We start from the raw sequence: 21440 nt of genomic DNA on the forward strand, positions 1-21440 counted from the left end.
TCAAAAAAGGGATTAAGACAATTTGTCTTAATCCCTTTTGATTAACCTTCGCTACTTGGTGCGGGTTTCGCTTCAGGAGAAGAAGCGGGTGCTGCAGTTGTTGGTAGTTCAGTTTTCGGTGCCGCTATAGTAGGCGGCTCGGTTGTCGGTGCTGCAGTCGTAGGCGGCTCGGTTGTCGGTGCTGCAGTCGTAGGCGGCTCAGTTGTTGGCGCTGCAGTCGCAGGTAGTTCAGTTGTCGCCCGCTCAGTTGTAGAGACTTCAGTCGTCGGTGCAGGCGTAGCTGGTCGTTCTGTGACTGGTTCAGCTGTTTCTTCTGTTTCAATTGTTGCTCGTTCTGTAAAAGGACGTTCTGTTGGAGCCATTTCAAATGTTTCTGGCTCAGCAACAGTCTCATTTGTAACAGAGGCTGCAGGTACACGGGTACCTGCAGCTTCTGTTTTAACTTCTGATGATGTGATGGTTGATTTTTTAGGTGGAGCACTACTGTTCACTTGTAATTCATTGCCGACTTCTATAACAGAATCAGGTTTTTCAAAATCCTGACCGTCTATCGGACTGATATCAGTCATCACTGTTTTAAATAATGACTGAGGTAATGCCTGCTCGACATGCCCTACAAATGAATTTTCACCATAAGGTTTTGTACTTGTGAAGCCCATCCATACAGTCATCGTATATTGCGGTGAATAACCTGCAATCCAGACATCTTTAGCAGCATCACTTGGAAGCTGATATTTCTGATATGTTTCATCTGCATATGTTGCCGTACCTGTTTTACCGGCTGCATTAAGCCCCGCAGGTATCATATAAGGAGCTGTACCATTATAAGTAAAGACATCTTTTAATATGTCTGTAACCATATAAGCGGTATAGTCTTCCATTGCTTTATGGGAACTATGTTCAAATTTAATCGTTTCATCATCACGAGTGACTACTTTACGTATACTCTGTACCTGATTGTACGTTCCGCCATTACCAAATGCAGAGAAGGCAGCTGCCATCTGGACAGTTGAAAATTCAGAGGCTCCGCCACCAAGCGCTTCAGCTGGTCCTAAATCGCTTGATTCATAGTTCAGATTCACTTTCTTTGCAAAATTGTAAGGGGCATCCGGACCTACTTGTTTCTTTTCTTCTTCAAATAACTTGAGGGCGGGGACATTATAACTCTTGCGTAAAGCTTCACGCATCGTCACCATGCCATGACTCTGCGTGTCATAGTTACGGAACTCATTACCATTAATATTCAGTACCTGTTCGTCCTGAATCAGTGTATGGGTAGGATATTTAAGATCCTGAATGATCGGACCATAACTAAGAAAAGGCTTAATAATTGAGCCGACTGCGTGAGGATCTGTGGCCAGGTTTCGGTCGACGATATCCTGATAATTTCTACCTCCTGAAATAGCGACAAGTCCGCCCGTCTGTGTATCCAGAATAGTGGCTGCTGCCTGCTGGTCTTTATTTTTATAGACGCTTAAATTATCCACATTATTCTGAAGGTCCTGCTGAACATTTTTGTCCATGTTCGTATAAACTTTCAGTCCACTTGTCAGCACATCATTAAGGGACTGACCTTTAAATTCTTTATGGGTCATAATTTCTTTTTTGATGACATTGATATAAGAGGCATAAACGGGGTCATTCTCGTCAATGTTTTGACGTTCTGCTGCTGTACGAGGGACAAGATTGGCTGACAAGTCCTCATTTTGAGCCTCTTCCATCTGTTCCTTAGTGATGCGATTATGACGATTCATTAAATAGAGGACGGTATCTTTACGTTTTTCAGCAGCTTCCGGATTATCATAAATATTATAAGTATTCGGCACTTGTGGTAAACCTGCTAAATAAGCTGATTCTGCAAGTGTCAGGTTGTTCAGATCTTTATTGAAGTAGTAATGGGCTGCTGTTTTGATACCATATACACCATCTGAGTAGTAGATTTTATTCATATACATTTCAAAAATATCGTTTTTTGAATATTCCTGTTCAAGACGATAAGAGAGATAAGCTTCCTGAGCTTTACGTTCAATCGACTTCTTATCTGTCAGAAATGAACGTTTAACTACCTGCTGCGTCAATGTTGATGCACCTTGTGAACCAAAACCGCCTGTAATATTCTTGATAACAGCGCCTGATAAACGTTTAAAGTCAAGAGCACCATGCTCGTAGAAGCGATTATCTTCTGTCGCAAGAACAGCATTTCTCATCTGATCAGGTATATCTTCAAATTTGACTTCTTCACGTCGCTGTCCCATATAGAGCACAGTCGCTAATTCATTATTCTTATCATATATTTTAGTCGGTAGCTGGTCACGCAGACTTGCTTCATTGAATGAAGGGGCCTTCCATGCATAATAAATAAACGTACCAATTGCGAGTACCATCAAAACCGCGAATGCAATAACGAGTCCCCCTATAATCTGGAGAAACGTCTTCTTCGTATTGCGCTTACCTTTTCTTTTTGTTGCCATTCATTCATTCCTCACTCTCATGTGATAACGTTAAAGCACTAAGATAATCAAGTCTCGGCTTATAACCATATGGTATTAATATACCATCGTTTCGGATTTCTGTTAATGTAATCGATTTACGGCCGCCTTGCTTCATGCGCTGCCAGTAAAATTCCAGATGCTTAAAGGACAAGTAATAAACTTCATTATAGAGCGAGAAGTGAATCAGGAAAAAACAGCAGCCCTGCTGCTCCTCGACTGCTCTCATATGTTCAACCTGATGCTCATGAATATTGCTTAGTGGAAAACTTGTTTTATTATGCGTTTCTTTCGCTTCAAAATCAAGATAATGACCTTTATAAATACCATTATAGTCTGTGGTCGAAGGGGTTTTAAAATAGGCCTCTTTAATGACCGCCTGACTCCGCTTAGGATAGTCGACTTTGACAATCTGAACGGGGGTCGGCCGCTTATGGATAACGGCTATGCGATGCGAGCGGTAATACTGATTAGAAGTATCAATAGACTCCTCAAATATCATACCTCTGCCACCGTAATTGATTTTACGCTTTTTATCTGTCGATGTAACTAAGTCTTTAGACGGATGTTTTTTACCATTCGGATAATTTACCATTTCATAACTTCCTGCTTTTTTAGTATGATGAGCATATAAAAGATTTTAACATATTTCTTGAAGGGAAGTGCCGTATATTGCGATATAATATTGAATCGTTAATTGATGATATCAAAAAAATAGAAGCATATTATGACGCTGCAAGAACAGGCCGCGAATTTAATTTTGTTCTTGATATTCAGCCGTTTACTGAACAGGTGGATGCCCATCTCTCAGAACTGATGACACATAAAACAGAGATTTTAAAACTGCCACTGATGAATGAACTGAAGATGAAGTTATTCATTCTTCATATTCGCGAGCTATCTGTTGAATGTTTTTTTGAGAAGACGAGCAAGAAAGTCTTCATCGATAAGCTGAAAGCAGTCCAGCATGATCTGCACTATCTAGAACGTAAGCTATGAAATCTATATACGTCACCGGTTATAAGCCTTATGAGCTCAATATATTCAAAAATAATCAGCCTGAAGTGAAGTTCATCAAACTATATTTGCAGGAAAGACTCAGACAGTATGCGGAAGAAGGACTGGAATGGGTCATTATATCAGGGATGCTCGGTACTGAGCTGTGGGCAGGTGAAGTCGCAATCAGACTGAAGAAAAATTATGCACTGAAGCTTGCGATTATTACACCTTTTCTCGAGCACACATCAAAATGGAATGAAGAGAACCAGCTGTACTATGAGCGGATTAAAAGTCAGGCGGATTTTGTGACGTCAGTTTATCAGCAGCCATATGCGGGCGGGCATATGTTCAGGGAAGCGACGAATTTCGTCCTGAATAATACAGAAGGCACTCTACTGTTTTACGATGAGGAGCAGGAGGCAAGTCCGAAGTATTTTAAGCGACAGTTAATTGATTTTAGCGCGGGTAATGACTATAATATGGATATCATTTCAATGGACGATTTATCAGTATTTATCAACGACTATCAAAGTGAAAAATGGGAAGGGTAAGTGAAGACATGGAAGATATGACACTGAAATACTCTGCAAAAGATATTTACGAAAAAGAATTCGAGCGAACAATGGTCCGAGGTTTCAAGCCTGAAGATGTAGATGGGTTTTTAGATGATATCATCTCTGACTATCAGAAGATGGAAGATATGAACAACCAGCTGCTGAAACTGACAGATGAAAATAAAAAGCTGAAAAAGGAAATTGATGATCTTAGAATCCGTGTTGCAACGGGACGAGGAGATTCAGGATCTCAGAATTATGATCTGCTGAAACGTATTTCAAACCTTGAAAAAGCAGTGTTCGGCAAGTAGTCGAATCTCAAAAACTATGATATAATGCTAATGGTCAAAAGATATCTCGGATAATCGCTATAGCAATATAGAGGAAAGTCCATGCTCACACATGCCTGAGATGGCTGTAGTGATCGTGCCTGGTGAAACCATAAGCCAGGGCATTAATTTGACGGCAACGACCGAACCTAAGTCTCTGATAGGGTTCCAGTAGTTTGAAAGTGCCACAGTGACGTAGCTTGTCCGGAAACGGAGAAGGTGGAACGCGGTAAACCCCTCGAGTGAGCAATCCAAATTTGGTAGGAGCACTTTTCTAGCGGAAATGAACGTATAGAAGAGGTAGAGCAATCTACAGACAGATGATTATCACCGGCGTACGAGAGTGACTAGACTCGACAGCAGTACTAAGGAACAGAACATGGCTTACAGAGATATCTTTCTAGTACAGCCCTCCTGTTAAGGAGGGCTTTTTTTATTGGCTATGTTAAAATAAAGATGAATAACTTTTGATTATTAATTTAAAATAACGATATTATGTAAACTTATAAAAGGAGATTTTTATGTTTCAATTATTAGCAACATCCCCAATGGGCTTAGAAGCAGTAGTGGCAAAGGAAGTTAATGATTTAGGCTATGAGACAAAAACAGAAAATGGCAGAATTCTTTATGAAGGGGATGCACGTGCCATCGTGCGTTCTAATCTATGGCTGCGTACAGCAGACCGCGTTAAGATTGTAGTCGGTCGTTTTTATGCGACGACATTTGACCAGCTGTTCGAACAGACGAAAGAATTACCGTGGGAGGAGGTCATTGGACCTAAAGGCTCATTCCCGGTATCAGGTAAAAGTTTAAAATCAAAACTTTTCAGTGTGCCGGACTGTCAGGCAATCGTCAAAAAAGCCATCGTAGAACGACTGAAAAAAGCACATGACATTAAAGGCTGGATCGACGAAAGTGGTGCGCTATATAAAGTGGAAGTCGCTATATTAAAGGACGAAGTACTACTGACGATTGATACATCAGGGGCAGGGCTGCATAAACGTGGCTACAGGCTCGCACAAGGTGCTGCACCGATGAAAGAGACGCTTGCTGCATCACTCGTGCGACTGTCCAACTGGAATGGTGACACACCGTTTGTTGATCCGTTCTGCGGTTCAGGGACAATTGCGATAGAAGCAGCGATGATCGCGCAGAATATTGCGCCTGGCTTCAATCGGGAATTTGCCAGCGAGGAATGGGATATTATTCCTGAAGATATGTACGAAGAGGAACGAATTAAGGCAGACAGTGAAGCTTTATATGATAAGGAAATCGATATTACAGCGAGTGATATTGATCCGGAGATGATCGAAATCGCCAGAAAAAATGCAACAGAAGTGGGATTCGGTGACTTGATCAAGTTTAAGCAGATGAATGTCCATGATCTGAGACTGCAGGCAGAAAAAGGTGCTATTGTTGGTAACCCGCCTTACGGTGAACGGATCGGTGAACGTAAAGAAGTCGAGGCGATGTACAGCTATCTAGGTGATCTCATTAAAGAGAATCCTAAATGGTCACTTTACATTATGACGAGCTATAAGGAGTTTGAAGTGCTGGTCGGAAAGAAAGCGACGAAACGACGTAAACTCTTCAATGGTTATCTTGAATGTACGTATTATCAGTACTGGGGCGAAAGATAATGAAGTTCAGTGTACTGGACCAGATACCCTTATCACGAGGAGATCGTCCTGAACAGGCCATTGAAAAAGCACTTGAGCTTGCGCATTTCACTGAGCAACTGGGTTATACCCGTTACTGGGTCGCCGAACATCATCATACGACAGGACTGATCAGTACAAGTCCGGAAATTATGATGACACGTCTCCTCAGTGCGACAGAGCGTATAGAAGTAGGCTCAGGCGGTATTTTGCTGCCGCAGTATAGTCCCTATAAAATCGCTGAGAACGCGAAGCTGATGGAGGCGATGTTCCCTGGCCGTGTTAATATCGGTATCGGTAATTCACCAGGCGGGACAGAACTGACTAGACGAGCTTTAACGGATGATGGAGAGAGTAAGCTGAACGACTATAGCCGGATGACCGAGGATTTAATCGGTTTTATGCATAATACACTGCCGAATGATCATAAGTTCCGCACCGTTAAGGCAGCACCGAGAATCAGTCATCAGCCACCTGTATGGACTCTAGGGCTGACAGAGAACGGAGCAAGATGTGCTGCTGAACTCGGCATCGGCTTTGTTTTCGGTGCCTTTATTAATCCTAAGCATATGAAACAGTCGCTTGACATCTATTACGACAACTTCACACCGTCTGTTGCTATGGATAAGCCCCACGCTATACTCTGTGTGTTTGTCGTCTGCTGTGAGACAGAAAGTGAAGCAGAACGTCATGCACAGACGCTTGACCACTGGCTGCTGAATGTCACATATGGTCGTGACACGACAGTACCGTCTATCGAAGAGATTGAGAAAAAAAGTTACACCGATAAAGAAAGAACTCTCATCAAGGAGAACCGTAAACGCTGCATTATCGGAGATCCGGAAAAAGTGAGACGTGAGCTTGAGCAGTTACCGGAAGTGGATGAGGTCATGGTGATCTGTAATATCCACGATTTTGAAGTAAAAAAGAAGAGTTATGAACTGATTCAACAGTTATGAGATACATGTGTATCTCATTTTTTTATATACTAAAATAATATAATTTTATTATGTAAACTAATAATAATTTATAAAATAAATAAACATCTAAGGAAAAGCACAAAAAAACTCCCGGCAGGGAGTTTTGATATTACCAGAGTTTACCTTCGCCAAAGCCTTTAGCGCCTGGTGGTGGATCAATGAACATCTGGCTGACTGGAATTGTATAAGCGATTAAAATAAGTGCAATCGTTACAATAATTAAGAATTTCCAGTTTTCAACGAGTTTAGTTGTTGGCAGATGCTCATCCATCGCTGTTGCGATAGGGTAGGGTTCATGACCTTTCGGTGCAAAGAATGCCAGACGGATGAAGATGATGACCACTAAAATAATTGAGATGAATAGAATCGTTCCGCCGACTGCCTGAATGATTTGATATGGAATCCATTCTGCTGCAACTTTAGAACCACCGTACTCAGAATATGTTGAACGACGTGGTGCGCCGAAGAGGCCGATAAAGTGCATCGCACCAGACATGATCGACATACCGATTGCCCACATGTAACCTTGAATAAGTGCTAATTTGTTCAGTTGTTTCGTTAATACGCGTCCTGTACAGTGTGGGATTAACCAGTACATTGTACCGAAGAATGTCAGGATAACGGCTGTTGCCACTGTTAAGTGGAAGTGACCTGTAATCCAGATTGTATTATGGACAACTTGGTCCATCTGTGCTGAAGCGTTGACTAAACCTCCTGCACCACCCGGGATGAATGCAGCCATACCAATGAAAGGTAAGACGAAACGGGCATCATTCCAAGGTAATGTCTTAAGCCAGCCTAGCAGTCCTTTAGCACCTGTCTTACGACCATAAGTTTCAAATGTAGCGAATAAACTGAACGCTGTCATTAATGAAGGAATGACAACCATGAATGTGAGAACAACTTGAACATACTTCCAAGTGACATCGATACCTGGCTCAACTAACTGGTGGTGGATACCAACAGGGATTGAGAAGAAAAGGAATAACATAAATGCAAAACGTGCTAAATTATCAGAGAATGCTTTCGTACCGATAATCTTAGGTACAACGGCATACCATGACATGTAAGCAGGTAATAACCAGAAGTAAACAAGTGCGTGACCGAAGTACCAGAATAAAGTGCGGCTCAGCGTCACGTCAATACGGTCAACTAGACCGAGTGACCAAGGAATCATCTGCAGTAATACTGTCAGTGCAACACCGATAGAACAGACAATCCACATCACGTTATTGATGGTTGCCATGTAACTGATGAGCGGTGTTTTCTGACCTGGGTGTTCTTTTCTCCAGCGGAAGTAACCCATCATCTGACCAGCAGCTGAAATCCAAGAACCGACAATGACGAGTGCCATACCGATATAGAAGATAACGTGTGCTTGCAGGGGAGCATAGAATGTATATAATACAGTTGCTTTGTTAAGTAATACCATAGTAGCTGCCATCGCAGTACCAATTAGCATCACCCAGAAACCAATCCAGCCTAGACGACGGGATAATCCGGACAGAGGACCTGTAGTACGAGATATAGCTGAAATCTGGAAGCCCATAATGAAGAATGTTGTCAGAACGAGTGCCAGGATGATTCCATGGACAGTCAGAATCTGATAGTAACCGATCCCAGCAGGCAATTTAAGTGTGCCGGAGCGAACGAGTGTCTGAACAAGACCTGCAAGACCTCCGATAATAAGACAGACAATAGCGACATACATATGTGCCATCACAAGTTTTGCATCTTTACGGTCAATAACTTTATTTTCTTCTTTTTCATTTACTTCAAAAATCTTATGTTTACGGTACTGATGGTGATTTACACCAGTTTCGCTGTTATAGATGACTTCGCTCATTTCTTATCAACCACCTTAATATTTGATTTCATATCGGCGTGGCCCATTCCACAGTATTCGTTACAGAGTAAAAGGAATTCTCCTTTTTTATCGAACGTTTTTGTAAATGTACTGATATGTCCGGGTACAACCATGAAATTCACGTTTGTATGTGCAATCTCAAAACCGTGATTGACGTCTTTTGAAGTTGCGATAATTTTAACTTTAGCCCCTTTAGGGATTTCCACTTGTCCTGGATTGTAGTTGAAAGCTGATACAACGAAAACAAGTTCATAATCCCAGTCTTTACCTTCCACTTTGTGAAGGCCAGGCTTACTGAAGACCTCGTCCTTATCAACAAGTTCAGGATCAATAAAATCACGTCCACTTGCTGCTGGCTCATGCCCTAAGTGAATGGCCTGTACTAAAATAATAACTAAGAATAAAACAAGTGAAGCCATTCCAAGCCCTAACCATATTTTCTCTAACTTATGCACTTTAACCCCTCCTAAATACGTTCAATAAATAAAATAAAGATTGCGAACCATAGCGCTACAAAAACAGCACCTAAAAATAAAACAGAAATCATCGTACCGCGCAGATCAAGACTATCATGTGAATCATATTCTGGCGCCAGTTCCTTTTGTTCTGCCTGGATTTGATCTTTATCTTTAGCCATGTCCATCCGTCCTTTCTAAATAACTTTTCTTTCTTTATAATAATAAAGTAGAGAGATTAATAATGTGACAAATATCACAGTTATGAAATTTTGTTATATTATTCACAAAAAGGGGATTAATATGGAGAAAAAAGAACAGATTGATTTATTGTATAAATTAAAAAAAGAAGTCGAGAAATCTGATAATCAGCTACTTGTTTCTCAGATTAATGAAGTCATCAAGAAAGTATTTGAAGAGAAAAAAATCATCAGTTTTGTCGGTCATTTCTCATCAGGTAAATCATCACTGATTAACTATCTGTTATCAGAAGATATTTTACCGAGCTCACCCGTGCCGACGACGAGTAATTCAGCACAGATCACGATTGCAGATGAAGAGGAGATTATCGTCAATCTTGAAAACCAGGAGTATGCAGTTGCCTCTGACTATGATGAAGTAAAGAGAATCAATACACAGAATCAGCGGATTGAATCCGTTGAAATCAAGCATATCAATCAAGAACTTCCTCTCGGTCTGACGCTGCAGGACACGCCGGGCATTGATGCGGCGTTCAGCAATCATGAGCAGAACACGATGAAATATTTGCTGACGAGTGATGTGATCGTCTATACAGTCGAATATAATCATGTCGAATCTGAAAAGAACTTCAAGGAGATGAAGCGACTGAATGCTCTTGGTGTACCAATCATCTTTATCGTCAATCAGATTGATAAGCATGACGAAAATGAAATCACCATCAATGCATTCGAGGCTTCTATCCGCCACAATCTGAAGACTTGGGATATTAAACTCCTGCATATGCTGTTTACTTCCATTTATCCGCATGAACTTAATCAAGTAGAACAACTGAAAGAATTGCTCTTCAATAGTGAGATCGTTAATGAAAGTGGGGATGCTTTCTTTGACAGAATCACACAGTATATCACGGCACAGCAGCTTGACTATTTGAAGGATAAGCAGGCGGTCATATTGGATGACTTGAACCTGGATAACGACTCCATTGAAACAGAGCGTGCAGCGATTATTGAGACGCAGTCCTTATCTGAGGAACAGTCACTTTTTCAGACGGCAGAAAGTACGGAACAATATTTTCTGAAGACGATAAGAGATATTCTGAAGAACGCGTATCTCATCCCATTTGAGATTCGTGAAGAAATCAAGACACTGCTTGAAGTTTATTCACCGGATTACAAAGTGAGCGGCTTCTTCGGTAAGGATAAGAAGCGGCAGGAGTTACGCAGTCAGCAGATGAATCTAGTGCTGAATGACTTAAATGACTCTATTGAAAAACAGGTGAATTTCCATATTCGCTCACTGTATGATCAACATGCGAAATATTCAGCAGGCGACTGGCTGGATGAAGTCAGACACTATACTTTTGAACTTCATGCTGATGATTTATTGTCTCTGATGAACAGTCAGGCGATGGTGACGCAGGATTATGTGCTGAATTATACGGAGCAGGTCAAGAATTATATTGAGCAGGCTGTTGTCAGACAAAACCATCCGTACATTGAAATGTTCATAAAAAATCTAAATATGTCTAAATTAAATCCAGTGGCCAGTGGTTCTGCGCAGTTACTTGAACAGTATGATGCACTTGCAGAGCTGATTGAATCACTGACAACGAAAAATTATCAGCATTATTATATTCATGTCGATGAATCCATTGACCGGCTCATTGACCGCACGCAAGTCGCACTGGAATTCCAGAGTGAGCAGGAAACGAAGAAGAAAGAAAGTCGAACTGTAGAACGGCAGGACAGTCATCTTGACGAAGCCATCAAACAGCTGGACAAATTCAGTCAAATCGATTATTTCACTGATGTGACTGCACGTCTCAATAAACAGTTAGACCGTATTCAGCATGACATCACACGCATCGTTGTCTTCGGTGCATTTAGTGCGGGTAAGAGTTCACTCATTAATGCGCTCCTTGGCAATCAGTATTTAATCTCGTCACCTAATCCGACGACGGCTGCTATTACAGAACTCAGTTACGGCCGTACGCATGCTGTTAAATTTAAAACGGTACAGATGCTGGTCAATGAACTGAATAAAATCGGTCGTACAGTCGGTATTGAAGCAGGTGATGTGAACACATGGCTGAGACAGTATGACAGGCAGCAGCCGGAGCTAGATCATCAGTTTAAGAAATTTATAGAGGCACTGACAACAAACTATGCGCATTATGAATCTTATCTGACAGATGGCAGTGTAATAGAGATTCAGGATGATGAGATTGAGAAATATTCAGCGATTGATTCACATTCTGCATTTGTTGATCGTATTTATCTGCAGTACGAGATTGATTTTCTGAGAGACAAAGTCATCATTGACTCACCTGGTATCGGTTCAACGAATATGCGGCATACGAATGAGACCACTGAGATTATTGCTGATAGCGATCTGTTGATTTACGTTTCCTATTTCAATCATGTCTTCACTGAAAGCGATAAGCAGTTTATTAAATACTTGGATGATCTGCAAATATTAAGTGCCGACAGTCAGACGTTCTATGTCATCAATGCCATTGATCTGGCACGTAACGCGGCGGAACTCGAGCAGGTCAGGGATTACTTCGATTCAGAGCTCAGTCAGCTGAATGTTGATTCAGCGCTCTTCGGTGTCTCAAGTAAGCAGGCACTTGAAGAGAGAGACCATCACTTCAATGAATTCTTTGAGGCGATACAACACTTTGCCGAAGTAGATAGCCGCCAGCAGAAGATTACGCAGTTTGAAAATGGCGTCAAGCAGCTTGAAGCACAGGCGCACCGTATTATCAGTCATGCTGAAGAAGCGAAGCAGGAAGAAGCGGCAAGGCGTGAGTATTATGATGAACTCAAAGCAGCGCCTTCTTTTAAAGAGACACAGATTCACTATAGTCTGGAAAAGGCGGAGCAGGAGCTGAACGAACAGCTGACTTTTATGAAGGACCGCTTCCGCATTCAGCTTTATGACCTTATTAAAGTTTATTTCAATAAACGAGAAGTGAACCTAGCAGGTTATATCGGTGAACTGTCTAATAAACTGGAAGAGGAATGGTCCATGATTATTCCGAGACTGAATTATGCCTTCAATCAGTCGCTGATCAATCAGACAGCGGTCATCAGACAGACACTCAGTAATCATCAGCTCATTGTCACGCTGGAAGAAAAAAAGCTGCTGCCAGTCGGTAAGCAGTACGTAGACGCTAGACTGCAGCCTCTTAATATTAAGGTGACTAATAGAAATCTGAGTAATAGAGAATCACTTGATGCATTGTATGAGACCATTCATAGCGCATCGATGTCACGGGCAGAAGACAAGCTGAAGCAGTTTGGACAGATTATCGCTGCAGAACTGACTAAGCGTGAAAATGAACTGGCGGCAGACTGGCTGATGTATAATGATCAGTTGATGGAAGATATTGCAGAACGAGAACAGCACGTATTAGACGAGACCGTGGTTAATCAAATCAGACAAGTGATGGAGGGATAGATATGCAAGTATGGATTGATGAAGAGGAACTGGATTACAGCAAGCATCAGCTATTTGACTGCCGCAATGTGATGGATGATATAGAGGCGAGTCTGGCACTGTATAATAAGCATCATATTGAGCACGCTATATTTGTACCGGGCTATCCAGTGCTATACGAGCACAATAAACCGGAAGAAGGGCGTCATCCTTTACCGAATTTGGCACTTTTCAAGTCCTTTATTGAAAAATACAGTCAGCATACGATTCCTGTCGCTTATGATACAGATAAGGGCTTTATGGCAACACGTTTTTTCTTTCTATGCGACATACTTGGTATTCCTTGCTTGATTATGAAGCAGTCATACGATAAAATGACGATTGCGAAAAGTCCAGGTGATATGACTATGAAAGATATCGAGCAACTGGAAGCACTAAGAAGTATTGAGGAACCGCACATCAATCATGGTTTAATTGCTAGTCGTGATGAGGTGAGAAACACCACGGCGACGCTTATCGATGCCCGTGCCAATAAACGCTTTTTAGGTGAAGAAGAACCGATAGATGTACAGCCTGGTCGAATTCCAGGCGCAGTCAATTTTCCATATGAGAAGGTATTCGACAATCAGCTGCCGGATACTGAAGAAGCGATTGTCTACTGTGGATCGGGTCTATCAGCAACATCCGTTTATACTGCACTAAGAGCTGCAGGTAAAAAGGTGAAACTCTATCCGGGCAGTTATTCAGAGTGGATCTTCCACCACCCGGAAGAAATAGAAAGAGGTTAATATGGAGAAGTTATTGATTGTGGACGGTATGGCACTGTTATTCCGTCATTACTATGCAACAGCGATGCACCAGCAGTTTATGCGTAACAGTGAAGGCATACCGACGAACGGCGTGCAGGGCTTTATCAGACACGTGGCAACTGCTGCCAGAGATACAGAAGCAGATCATGTCATCATCGCCTGGGATATGGGTGCCGTTACATTCCGGAACGAAATATCAGCTGCATATAAAGCACATCGCGTCGCCCCGCCAGAAGAAATGAATCCCCAGTTCGCGCATGTGCAGCAAGTATCACAGGAACTCGGATTCCATAATATCGGTGTACGCAACTACGAGGCGGATGATGTCATCGGCACCATCGCCAAGCAGCTGGAAGGTGATTATCATATCAAGATTGTCAGCGGTGATAAAGACTTACTGCAGCTATTGGACGATAGAATCGATGTCTGGCTCATTAAAAAAGGCTTCTCTGAATATAATATCTATACAGAAGCTCGCTTTAAAGAAGAGTATGGACTAGAACCACAGCAGCTCGTCGATGTTAAAGCCTTTATGGGGGACACAGCAGACGGTTATCCAGGTGTCAAAGGCATCGGTGAAAAGACAGCTATCAAGCTCATCCAGCAGTACGGAACAGTAGCGAATGCAGTAGAGCACAAAAGTGAACTGCCAAAAGGTCAGCAGACTAAAATTGAAACGTATTATGATGATTTAATGATGAGCCTGAAACTGGCAGCGATCCATACAAAAGTGCCACTGAATTATGAGGACATTAAAAATAGCATGCCATACGTTGTGGATACTGAGAAAATGTGCGAAGTATGTGATATGTATGAGCTGAAAGTAGCGAAGAACTATTTGATGAAAATGTAGATATGACGGAAAACACCATTACTGATACACCCACAAAGTTGAAATGAATTCGACTATGTGGGTGTATTTATTTTTTCTAAGGTATATTATTTATCTAAAATTATGTTCTAAATTGCAATATATTAAAATAGAGAGTGGAGACATATAGTGATGTCTTCACTCTCTATTAGTTTGTCTGATGATAAGAGTTGTGCTAATGACGATTAAAACAATCATAAACAACAGCGTTGGCGTATCTGTTAACGAAATTTGACCGATTATTGACAGAACTACCATTAAAACAAGAACTATATAAACAAGTATTTGAAGAATTTTCATTCTATTGTCTCCTTTTAACGAAATCTTGAGTCAAAATAACTATAGCAATGATGATAATCAAAACAATAATAGGATTGAATGATTTCAGGAAAGCACGACCTGCTGTGAAGTCCATCATAAAGAAGCGGATACAAAAGAGAATAGTTGATGCAATAAATGAAGTATAAAAGATATAGATGAAGTCATATTTTTTTATGATGAAATAAATAAGAAAGATAGTTGTAACAATCGTGACAAGTCCAAGTAAGATATCTGGTATACTCATAGTTCCTCCTGTGTCTTTCTGGTTATTTACTAAATATTGTAACATAATCATTTTTAGAGTAGAGAGTATGAACAAATTGTTTATCTTACAATAGACTAATAGTTGCTCAATTGTACAATTTTTTGTACAATTATTTTAATAATGAAAGACAATAAGGAGGCACACAATATGACTGTTAAATCTTATTCCTATGTGCGTGAACATTTTAAAGAAGTCATTAATAAAGTGAATGAAGATAGTGATGCAATCACAATTACGACAAAAGATCGCAATGCTGTTATTATGTCAGAGGATAGCTATAATGAAATCATGGAGACACTCTATTTACAGCAAAATCCGGCAAATGCAAAACATTTACTTGAATCGATAGAAAACTTAGAACGCGGTAATGTTAAAACAAAGGAAATTTCAATTTAAATGGCTAAGCTGAATATTACCTTTGCGCCACAAGCATTTGAGGACTATGAATATTTTCAGTCGAAAGATAGAAAAATGGTTAAAAGGATTAATGAGTTATTAAAAAGTATTTCTAGAGAAGGTGCGCTGGATGGAATAGGTAAACCAGAAAAGTTAGTAGGCAATTTTTCTGGCTATTACAGCAGACGTATTAATCAGGAACATCGTTTAGTTTATACAGTCAATGATGAGGCAATATTAGTGGCATCCTGCAGATATCATTACAAGTAAATAAATCGAAAAATTGAGGAACATAAATTCATTTCACTCAGATCTATAATGATATATAATAGTTTCAAAATAACAACAAAAATCCTTATGAGGAAAAGTAACTAAATTTCAATTCATCACAGGAAGTCAGAGATGCTGAGAATCTGGCATGAATCATTTAGTGAATGGCCCTCTGGGAGCAAGGGGAAATCTGACAGGAGAGTATCTGAGCGGGTGATCTGCACCTTACAGCAGAAAAAGTATGATTGTACTTTTGATGAGTGGTGCGTTTTTCGAAATGCACAATTTAGGTGGCAACACGGATTCAGACTCCGTCCTATTTATAGGACAGAGTCTTTTTATTTTAAATGAAAAGGGGAATAACAATGAAAAATGGAAATCTACTGACAGGTGATCGTCCGACCGGGAAACTGCATATCGGACATTACATCGGCTCTCTTAAAAACCGGGTTGAACTTCAGAGTCATTATAACAGTTATATTATGATTGCAGACCAGCAAGCTTTAAGCGATAATGCAAGAAATCCTGAAAAAATTAGAAACAATTTAATTGAAGTTGCTTTAGATTATTTATCAGTGGGGATTGATCCAGCAGAGGCCAATATCTTTGTTCAGTCTCAAATACCAGAACTGAATGAGTTAACGATGCACTTCTTAAATATCGTTACAGTCAGCAGACTGCAAAGAAATCCGACAGTCAAAAATGAGATTAAGGAAAAGAATTTCAATCAGAGTATCCCAGCAGGCTTCTTAATCTATCCTGTGAGTCAGGCTGCTGATATTACTGCTTTTAAAGCAACTGTTGTACCTGTAGGGGATGACCAGCTGCCGATGATTGAGCAGACTAATGAAATCGTCAGAAGCTTTAATTCTATCTATAAGAAAGACGTTCTTGTTGAAACAAAAGCATTACTGCCGAATGAAGAATCGAGAAGACTACCAGGGATTGATGGCCAAGCTAAGATGAGTAAATCGTTGGGTAATGCTATCTATTTGGCCGATAGTACTGATGTTGTTCAGAAAAAAATTATGTCCATGTATACTGATCCGGATCATATAAGAGTAGAAGATCCAGGTAAAATAGAGAATAACATGGTATTCACTTATCTGGATGCATTTTGTAATGATAAACAGACATTGTCTAAGATGAAAGAGCATTATCAAAGAGGTGGATTAGGAGATGTGAAAGTGAAGAGATATCTGAATGATATCCTGCAAGCAGAACTTGAGCCTATACGCCTAAGAAGACAGGAATATGAGAAGAATCTAGATTATGTGAATGAAATCTTGAAGCAAGGCAGTTTAAGTGCACGTTCAATTGCAGCCCAGACATTAGATGAAGTGAGAGAAGCGATAGGGATTGATTATTTTAAATAATATCTAATAATTGCAGTAATTCAGTTTAAAATACATTACTTCCATAGACGCACAATCTGTGTAAGGAGGTGAGCGCTATGGATTTTCTGCTTGTTAACGTAATTGCTCCTCTTGCTATAGGAGTAACACTTGCATTGTTTTCTGACTGGCTAGAGCAACGCAAGTAAAGGACGACTCGTTATAAGCCAGCACCTAAAAAAGCCCCTTACTATTCGCAGTAGTAAGGGGCTTCGGAGTTACTATGGAAATTCTACTTGTTACTTGTATTATATAGAATAATTATTTTTTATACAATAGTAACACTCATTGTGTTAATTTTCTTTTTTTAATAACGAATATATATAAGCATCTTTATAATATTCACCGTTTTTAAGATAGCTTCTTAACTTTCCTTCATAGTGAAAACCACTTCTCTCAGCTACTTTTTTACTTGCAGTATTATCACAGTCCATGATGATAACAATCCGGTTTAACTGATAACTGTCAAAGCCAAGACGACAAATACTTTTAACAGCTCTAGTGATGATGCCTTTACCCTGCATATCTTGTGATAACCAGTAACCAATCTCAGCAGAATGATTGTGACAGTTGATGTTATGGAAGTCTATCATACCGACTGTTTCGCCATTATAATGCACGACAAAAGTCATTGATTGACCTGAACCGAATTCTTTCATCAAGTCTTTAAAAGCTGCGATTTCCTGCTCCTCATTCTGAAGAAGATCCGACCATGGCAAGAATTCTTTTAAATAATCTCTTTGTCTATCAATCAGTTGATAGACAGTACGTCCATCTATCTCAGGTCGAGGTAGGACAAGTTCAATTTCTTCATCGACTTTGTATGACAGCATGATCATCACTCCTTTATGACTGAAAATCTGTAATAAATTTAGTATATATGAATACTTGTAGAGAAAAAAGTGATTATTCTATATAATTTAGAATAATCAAAAAATAATGTTGAAGGTGAGAAATATGGATAATTTACAATTTATTAGAGAGTTTGATTCTGCTCATACTGAGGACCTAGTGAATATCTATCATGCTGTTGGCTGGTTGAATCATAAATATGACAATGTCAAAGTGATTTTTGAGACAAGTACGCATGTCGTGATTGTTAAATATGACAACAAAATCGTTGGTTTTGCTCGTGCATTGTCAGACAGCCACTTTAATGCAGTTATTTATGATGTAGTGGTTGCTCCAGCCTTTCAAGGCAAAGGGATTGCTTCACAGATGGTAGAGCTTCTTCTCAATGACTTTCAGCATTTATCATGTATTCATCTCATCTCAACTACAGGGAATGCAGCATTCTATAGTAAGCTAGGATTCAAAAAACTGAAGACCGGAATGGCAATCTACCATAAATCAGATTTAGAAGCGGAATATACTGAGTGAACTAAAGGGGGAGGAATCATTTGTATAACCAGGAGATTGTAAAACTTAAACGATACTTGAAGGAAGAATATGTGGGCTATCAAGATAAGAAAGATATCATTAATAATATAGATTTTAGTAACATTCATGATTTCTTTATGGTAAGTTATACAATCAAGTTAGCCACCTAAGGTGGAAGATACATTAATTGTTTATAAAAAAATACGCCATGACGAATTCATGTTAATATTGTAGTTCTCACACCGACAATAAAGGAATGAATTCGTATGACGCATATCAATGGTAACACGAAAACCGTTAAGGGCAAACACCTTTCTAGAGATGAACGAATCTTCATACAGACGTTGATCAATGAAGGATATTCAAACAGACAAATAGCTGGAAAGCTCGGTAGAGCGCCACAGACCATCAATAATGAGATAAAGCGCGGCATGTACATACAAAAGAGCCGGTAGGTACAGAATAATAAAATCTACACTTACTACAAGTGCGTCTATTCACCTGATCTTGCTCAGGATAGATACTTTGAAAATCGTATCAAGTCAGGACGTCGTCCTCTCCCTATTACAGATAATCCCTTTGTTGAATGGGCCGATAATCTGATGATACATCAGGAAATGTCTCCGGCTTCCGTTATTATGCTTGCTAAGAAAGCTAAGCTTTTTCCAGAAAGATTCATACCCTGTATAAAGACACTCTATAACTGGATTGACAGAAAACTGATAAAGACACGTAATGTCAATCTTCTGATGAAGTTAAAGCTTAAGAATAAAAAGCCGACAGGCTTTACTCGTATTAATAAAAAAGTACTGGGTCAGTCTATCGAACTACGTCATCATGCAGTGGATACTCGCACGACCTTCGGACATTGGGAGATAGATACCGTTGTCGGACAGAAGTCTGTCGAAGACCAGGTTCTCCTCACCATGGTTGAGAGAAAAAGTCGCTATGAACTTATCTTAAAGATCGATGGTAAACAAAGTTGCCATGTAGTCAACGCACTACATCGTCTGATAAAGGAAACTGGAGATGCTTTCCCTAAAATATTCGAGTCTATTACATCAGATAACGGACCTGAATTCAGCGATCTTTCTGAATGCCTCAAGGGATTATCTGAAGTCTACTTCACTCACCCCTATGCCTCTTGGGAAAGAGGGACGAAAGAAAATCAGCACAGATTTATTCGCCGGCATATTCCTAAAGGTATCCCTATTTCAACTGTAACAGCTTTTACCGTCCATAAAATCCAGGAATGGATGAACAGATATCCACGTAAGATACTAAATGGACAGTCAGCGATGGAAGTTTTTTTGAAGGAGCTAATCGAGGAGGACATACTGAGTGAATCCCTAGGATTCTATATGAACTAGATTTGTCAGGGTGGCTAACTTGTAATTGCAATTTAGACTTTTCCGTAAATGTTAAATCTATATTCAAAACATAAACCAGATGAGGAGTAATTTAACTTAATTCTCATCTGGTTTATCGGGTATAGGCTCTTATTTATTAAGGAGTTCTTTTTCCCGCTATCATTCATTGCTTTATGTTATTTGATGATTCACGAAATATCAAAATAATTTCTACATAAAAAATAGGACGCCTCGGCGTCCTATTGCTGTTTTAAATAATGTCTGGCCACATGGTCTGCATGTTTATTCTGATCACGAGGTATCCAGTCGATGATGAGCAGGTCGAACTGTTTTTCGAGCTGCTGATATTCTTTCAGATAAGGCTTGAATTTTGGATTCTTGACGAAGTTCTTATTGATGGAGTCCACGACAATCTTGGAGTCTGATTTAAGGATGACTGAAGTCAGGTTAAGTGCGACTGCCTGCTTCAGTGCTTCAATGAGTCCGTTCCATTCCGCTTCGTGGTTCTCCATCTCTCCTAAATACTGACCGAATTCAAGCACTGATTCATCTGTTCTGATGACATAGCCGATGCTTGATTCAAATGGATTCTGCCTTGTTGCGGCATCGATAAAGATCTGCGCCATATTAGTCGACGTCCTTGGCGAATGATTTCGCGATATAACCGAACGGGACATTCAGCAGTGTTGTAATGAGTTTAAATAGATATGTCGTGATAAAAATCTCTATGACGACTGCATTCGGCATAATGCCATAAAAGGCGATCAGTGAGAATAATGCAGTATCGATAAGTGAACTGACTGTTGTACTGCCATATGCTCGGATATAGAATGTACGGTCACTTGAAAAGCGTTTCTTGATCCAGTTAAAGATATAGACATCAATGTACTGTCCGATGATATAGGCAATAATTGAACCGATGGCGATTCTTGGTACTAAACCGAATAATGTCTTCATGCTGTCCTGCGCGATATCTGACTCTGCCGGCGCGAACGCAAGTGAGATGGACATCAGTACGACCATGACGATAACAGATGCAAAGCCGAGCCATACTGCTTTCTTCGCTGTTTCGCGACCATATATGTCGTTCAGTATATCGGTTGCTAAGTAAATAGATGCAAATAAGACGTTACCTAATGTCGCTGTAATCCCGAAGATTTCAACGGTTTTCGTCACCTGGATATTCGCGATAACAGTACCGATTGCGACCCAGACGAAGAGTCCGTTTTTTCCATATAGACGGTACATCAGTACGAGTAAAGTGAATGTCGCGATAAAGGCGATAACTGCCCAGAGTTCATTTGTCATTTGTGTACCTCCTCTCTAAAATTTCAACTTTACAATTATAGGGGATGACGCGCGTTTAGACAAGATATTTATTTGCAGTCGGA

At 40.1% G+C, this 21440-nt stretch carries 22 protein-coding genes, 1 other RNA gene, 1 pseudogene and 1 other annotated feature; of the genes and pseudogenes, 15 read left to right on the plus strand and 9 right to left on the minus strand.

Annotated features, from left to right (window positions below):
• Positions 1-41: 41 nt before the first annotated feature.
• Both ERX37_RS02665 and recU read right to left on the minus strand, forming a co-directional pair.
• Positions 42-2471, minus strand: coding sequence for a transglycosylase domain-containing protein (locus ERX37_RS02665; RefSeq protein ID WP_133429094.1), 2430 nt, complete (start codon positions 2469-2471; stop codon positions 42-44).
• Between the two features lie 4 nt (positions 2472-2475).
• Positions 2476-3084, minus strand: a complete 609-nt coding sequence (gene recU / locus ERX37_RS02670; protein WP_133429095.1) for a Holliday junction resolvase RecU — start codon at positions 3082-3084, stop codon at positions 2476-2478.
• 77 nt (positions 3085-3161) lie between these two features.
• Between recU and ERX37_RS02675 the strand changes: the two genes are divergently transcribed.
• The 6 genes from ERX37_RS02675 (at position 3162) to ERX37_RS02700 (ending at position 6988) form a co-directional block, all read left to right on the plus strand.
• Positions 3162-3488 (plus strand): DUF1798 family protein, encoded by a 327-nt coding sequence (locus tag ERX37_RS02675; RefSeq protein ID WP_165981950.1) that lies wholly within the window; start codon positions 3162-3164, stop codon positions 3486-3488.
• Complete coding sequence (locus ERX37_RS02680; protein ID WP_133429097.1) at positions 3485-4039, plus strand: SLOG family protein; 555 nt, start codon at positions 3485-3487, stop codon at positions 4037-4039. The genes ERX37_RS02675 and ERX37_RS02680 overlap by 4 nt, the downstream gene beginning before the upstream one ends.
• A gap of 8 nt (positions 4040-4047) precedes the next feature.
• The gene (locus ERX37_RS02685) at positions 4048-4353 is read left to right on the plus strand and encodes a DivIVA domain-containing protein (protein WP_133429098.1); all 306 of its coding nucleotides are present in this window, start codon (positions 4048-4050) and stop codon (positions 4351-4353) included.
• A 42-nt stretch (positions 4354-4395) separates the two neighbouring features.
• Positions 4396-4763, plus strand: an RNA gene (gene rnpB, locus ERX37_RS02690) — RNase P RNA component class B.
• 129 nt (positions 4764-4892) lie between these two features.
• Entirely contained in the window at positions 4893-6011 is a 1119-nt protein-coding gene (locus ERX37_RS02695) for a THUMP domain-containing class I SAM-dependent RNA methyltransferase (protein WP_133429099.1), read from the plus strand.
• Positions 6011-6988 (plus strand): LLM class flavin-dependent oxidoreductase, encoded by a 978-nt coding sequence (locus ERX37_RS02700; RefSeq protein ID WP_188352345.1) that lies wholly within the window; start codon positions 6011-6013, stop codon positions 6986-6988. Before ERX37_RS02695 ends, ERX37_RS02700 begins: the two co-directional genes overlap by 1 nt.
• 130 nt (positions 6989-7118) lie before the next feature.
• Here the strand turns inward: ERX37_RS02700 and ERX37_RS02705 are convergent, their stop codons facing one another.
• The 3 genes from ERX37_RS02705 to ERX37_RS02715 all read right to left on the minus strand — a co-directional run bounded on the left by ERX37_RS02705 (position 7119) and on the right by ERX37_RS02715 (position 9513).
• The gene (locus ERX37_RS02705; protein WP_229713169.1) at positions 7119-8729 is read right to left on the minus strand and encodes a b(o/a)3-type cytochrome-c oxidase subunit 1; all 1611 of its coding nucleotides are present in this window, start codon (positions 8727-8729) and stop codon (positions 7119-7121) included.
• A gap of 122 nt (positions 8730-8851) precedes the next feature.
• Positions 8852-9331 carry a cupredoxin domain-containing protein gene (locus ERX37_RS02710; RefSeq protein WP_188352346.1) on the minus strand — a complete coding sequence of 160 codons (480 nt, stop codon included), beginning with the start codon at positions 9329-9331 and terminating at the stop codon, positions 8852-8854.
• Positions 9332-9342: 11 nt separating this feature from the next.
• Entirely contained in the window at positions 9343-9513 is a 171-nt protein-coding gene (locus ERX37_RS02715; RefSeq protein ID WP_229713153.1) for a cytochrome c oxidase subunit 2A, read from the minus strand.
• A 121-nt stretch (positions 9514-9634) separates the two neighbouring features.
• Here ERX37_RS02715 and ERX37_RS02720 point away from each other — a divergent pair, with 121 nt between their 5' ends.
• The 3 genes from ERX37_RS02720 to ERX37_RS02730 are packed head-to-tail and all read left to right on the plus strand — an operon-like array spanning position 9635 to position 14635.
• Positions 9635-12994 (plus strand): dynamin family protein, encoded by a 3360-nt coding sequence (locus ERX37_RS02720; RefSeq protein ID WP_165981951.1) that lies wholly within the window; start codon positions 9635-9637, stop codon positions 12992-12994.
• Between the two features lie 2 nt (positions 12995-12996).
• Complete coding sequence (locus ERX37_RS02725) at positions 12997-13761, plus strand: sulfurtransferase (protein ID WP_133429102.1); 765 nt, start codon at positions 12997-12999, stop codon at positions 13759-13761.
• Position 13762: 1 nt separating this feature from the next.
• Entirely contained in the window at positions 13763-14635 is an 873-nt protein-coding gene (locus ERX37_RS02730; protein WP_133429103.1) for a 5'-3' exonuclease, read from the plus strand.
• Positions 14636-14954: 319 nt separating this feature from the next.
• Here the strand turns inward: ERX37_RS02730 and ERX37_RS02735 are convergent, their stop codons facing one another.
• Positions 14955-15218, minus strand: coding sequence for a hypothetical protein (locus ERX37_RS02735; protein WP_133429104.1), 264 nt, complete (start codon positions 15216-15218; stop codon positions 14955-14957).
• A 168-nt stretch (positions 15219-15386) separates the two neighbouring features.
• Between ERX37_RS02735 and ERX37_RS02740 the strand changes: the two genes are divergently transcribed.
• From ERX37_RS02740 to ERX37_RS02755, 4 genes are all read left to right on the plus strand, one after another.
• On the plus strand, positions 15387-15635 hold the full coding sequence (locus tag ERX37_RS02740; RefSeq protein ID WP_133429105.1) for a type II toxin-antitoxin system Phd/YefM family antitoxin: 249 nt from the start codon (positions 15387-15389) through the stop codon (positions 15633-15635).
• Entirely contained in the window at positions 15636-15905 is a 270-nt protein-coding gene (locus tag ERX37_RS02745; RefSeq protein ID WP_133429106.1) for a Txe/YoeB family addiction module toxin, read from the plus strand. It begins immediately after the preceding gene.
• A 76-nt stretch (positions 15906-15981) separates the two neighbouring features.
• Positions 15982-16227: a binding site (T-box leader), on the plus strand.
• 43 nt (positions 16228-16270) lie between these two features.
• Entirely contained in the window at positions 16271-17281 is a 1011-nt protein-coding gene (gene trpS, locus ERX37_RS02750) for a tryptophan--tRNA ligase (protein ID WP_133429107.1), read from the plus strand.
• 77 nt (positions 17282-17358) lie between these two features.
• On the plus strand, positions 17359-17448 hold the full coding sequence (locus ERX37_RS02755) for a type I toxin-antitoxin system Fst family toxin (RefSeq protein ID WP_133429108.1): 90 nt from the start codon (positions 17359-17361) through the stop codon (positions 17446-17448).
• A 144-nt stretch (positions 17449-17592) separates the two neighbouring features.
• Here the strand turns inward: ERX37_RS02755 and ERX37_RS02760 are convergent, their stop codons facing one another.
• Positions 17593-18132, minus strand: coding sequence for a GNAT family N-acetyltransferase (locus ERX37_RS02760; RefSeq protein ID WP_165981952.1), 540 nt, complete (start codon positions 18130-18132; stop codon positions 17593-17595).
• Positions 18133-18256: 124 nt separating this feature from the next.
• Between ERX37_RS02760 and ERX37_RS02765 the strand changes: the two genes are divergently transcribed.
• Positions 18257-18679 carry a GNAT family N-acetyltransferase gene (locus ERX37_RS02765; RefSeq protein WP_133429110.1) on the plus strand — a complete coding sequence of 141 codons (423 nt, stop codon included), beginning with the start codon at positions 18257-18259 and terminating at the stop codon, positions 18677-18679.
• 266 nt (positions 18680-18945) lie between these two features.
• A pseudogene (locus ERX37_RS02770) lies at positions 18946-20049 on the plus strand (IS30 family transposase).
• A gap of 239 nt (positions 20050-20288) precedes the next feature.
• Here the strand turns inward: ERX37_RS02770 and ERX37_RS02775 are convergent.
• Together ERX37_RS02775 and ERX37_RS02780 are read right to left on the minus strand one after the other, a co-directional pair.
• The gene (locus ERX37_RS02775) at positions 20289-20675 is read right to left on the minus strand and encodes a ribonuclease HI family protein (protein WP_133429111.1); all 387 of its coding nucleotides are present in this window, start codon (positions 20673-20675) and stop codon (positions 20289-20291) included.
• Between the two features lies 1 nt (position 20676).
• Positions 20677-21357 (minus strand): queuosine precursor transporter, encoded by a 681-nt coding sequence (locus ERX37_RS02780; protein ID WP_133429112.1) that lies wholly within the window; start codon positions 21355-21357, stop codon positions 20677-20679.
• Between the last annotated feature and the right edge of the window lie 83 nt (positions 21358-21440).

The organism is Macrococcus hajekii, assembly GCF_004359505.1.
Taxonomy (GTDB): domain Bacteria; phylum Bacillota; class Bacilli; order Staphylococcales; family Staphylococcaceae; genus Macrococcus; species Macrococcus hajekii.

Bases quoted from the DNA above. Each gene is read 5' to 3' on its own strand.
- ERX37_RS02665 (WP_133429094.1), bottom strand. From the start codon at position 2,471: ATGGCAACAAAAAGAAAAGGTAAGCGCAATACGAAGAAGACGTTTCTC.
- recU (WP_133429095.1), bottom strand. From the start codon at position 3,084: ATGGTAAATTATCCGAATGGTAAAAAACATCCGTCTAAAGACTTAGTT.
- ERX37_RS02680 (WP_133429097.1), top strand. From the start codon at position 3,485: ATGAAATCTATATACGTCACCGGTTATAAGCCTTATGAGCTCAATATA.
- ERX37_RS02685 (WP_133429098.1), top strand. From the start codon at position 4,048: ATGGAAGATATGACACTGAAATACTCTGCAAAAGATATTTACGAAAAA.
- ERX37_RS02695 (WP_133429099.1), top strand. From the start codon at position 4,893: ATGTTTCAATTATTAGCAACATCCCCAATGGGCTTAGAAGCAGTAGTG.
- ERX37_RS02700 (WP_188352345.1), top strand. From the start codon at position 6,011: ATGAAGTTCAGTGTACTGGACCAGATACCCTTATCACGAGGAGATCGT.
- ERX37_RS02705 (WP_229713169.1), bottom strand. From the start codon at position 8,729: ATGGCACATATGTATGTCGCTATTGTCTGTCTTATTATCGGAGGTCTT.
- ERX37_RS02715 (WP_229713153.1), bottom strand. From the start codon at position 9,513: ATGGCTAAAGATAAAGATCAAATCCAGGCAGAACAAAAGGAACTGGCG.
- ERX37_RS02720 (WP_165981951.1), top strand. From the start codon at position 9,635: ATGGAGAAAAAAGAACAGATTGATTTATTGTATAAATTAAAAAAAGAA.
- ERX37_RS02725 (WP_133429102.1), top strand. From the start codon at position 12,997: ATGCAAGTATGGATTGATGAAGAGGAACTGGATTACAGCAAGCATCAG.
- ERX37_RS02730 (WP_133429103.1), top strand. From the start codon at position 13,763: ATGGAGAAGTTATTGATTGTGGACGGTATGGCACTGTTATTCCGTCAT.
- ERX37_RS02735 (WP_133429104.1), bottom strand. From the start codon at position 15,218: ATGAGTATACCAGATATCTTACTTGGACTTGTCACGATTGTTACAACT.
- ERX37_RS02740 (WP_133429105.1), top strand. From the start codon at position 15,387: ATGACTGTTAAATCTTATTCCTATGTGCGTGAACATTTTAAAGAAGTC.
- ERX37_RS02745 (WP_133429106.1), top strand. From the start codon at position 15,636: ATGGCTAAGCTGAATATTACCTTTGCGCCACAAGCATTTGAGGACTAT.
- trpS (WP_133429107.1), top strand. From the start codon at position 16,271: ATGAAAAATGGAAATCTACTGACAGGTGATCGTCCGACCGGGAAACTG.
- ERX37_RS02755 (WP_133429108.1), top strand. From the start codon at position 17,359: ATGGATTTTCTGCTTGTTAACGTAATTGCTCCTCTTGCTATAGGAGTA.
- ERX37_RS02760 (WP_165981952.1), bottom strand. From the start codon at position 18,132: ATGCTGTCATACAAAGTCGATGAAGAAATTGAACTTGTCCTACCTCGA.
- ERX37_RS02765 (WP_133429110.1), top strand. From the start codon at position 18,257: ATGGATAATTTACAATTTATTAGAGAGTTTGATTCTGCTCATACTGAG.
- ERX37_RS02775 (WP_133429111.1), bottom strand. From the start codon at position 20,675: ATGGCGCAGATCTTTATCGATGCCGCAACAAGGCAGAATCCATTTGAA.
- ERX37_RS02780 (WP_133429112.1), bottom strand. From the start codon at position 21,357: ATGACAAATGAACTCTGGGCAGTTATCGCCTTTATCGCGACATTCACT.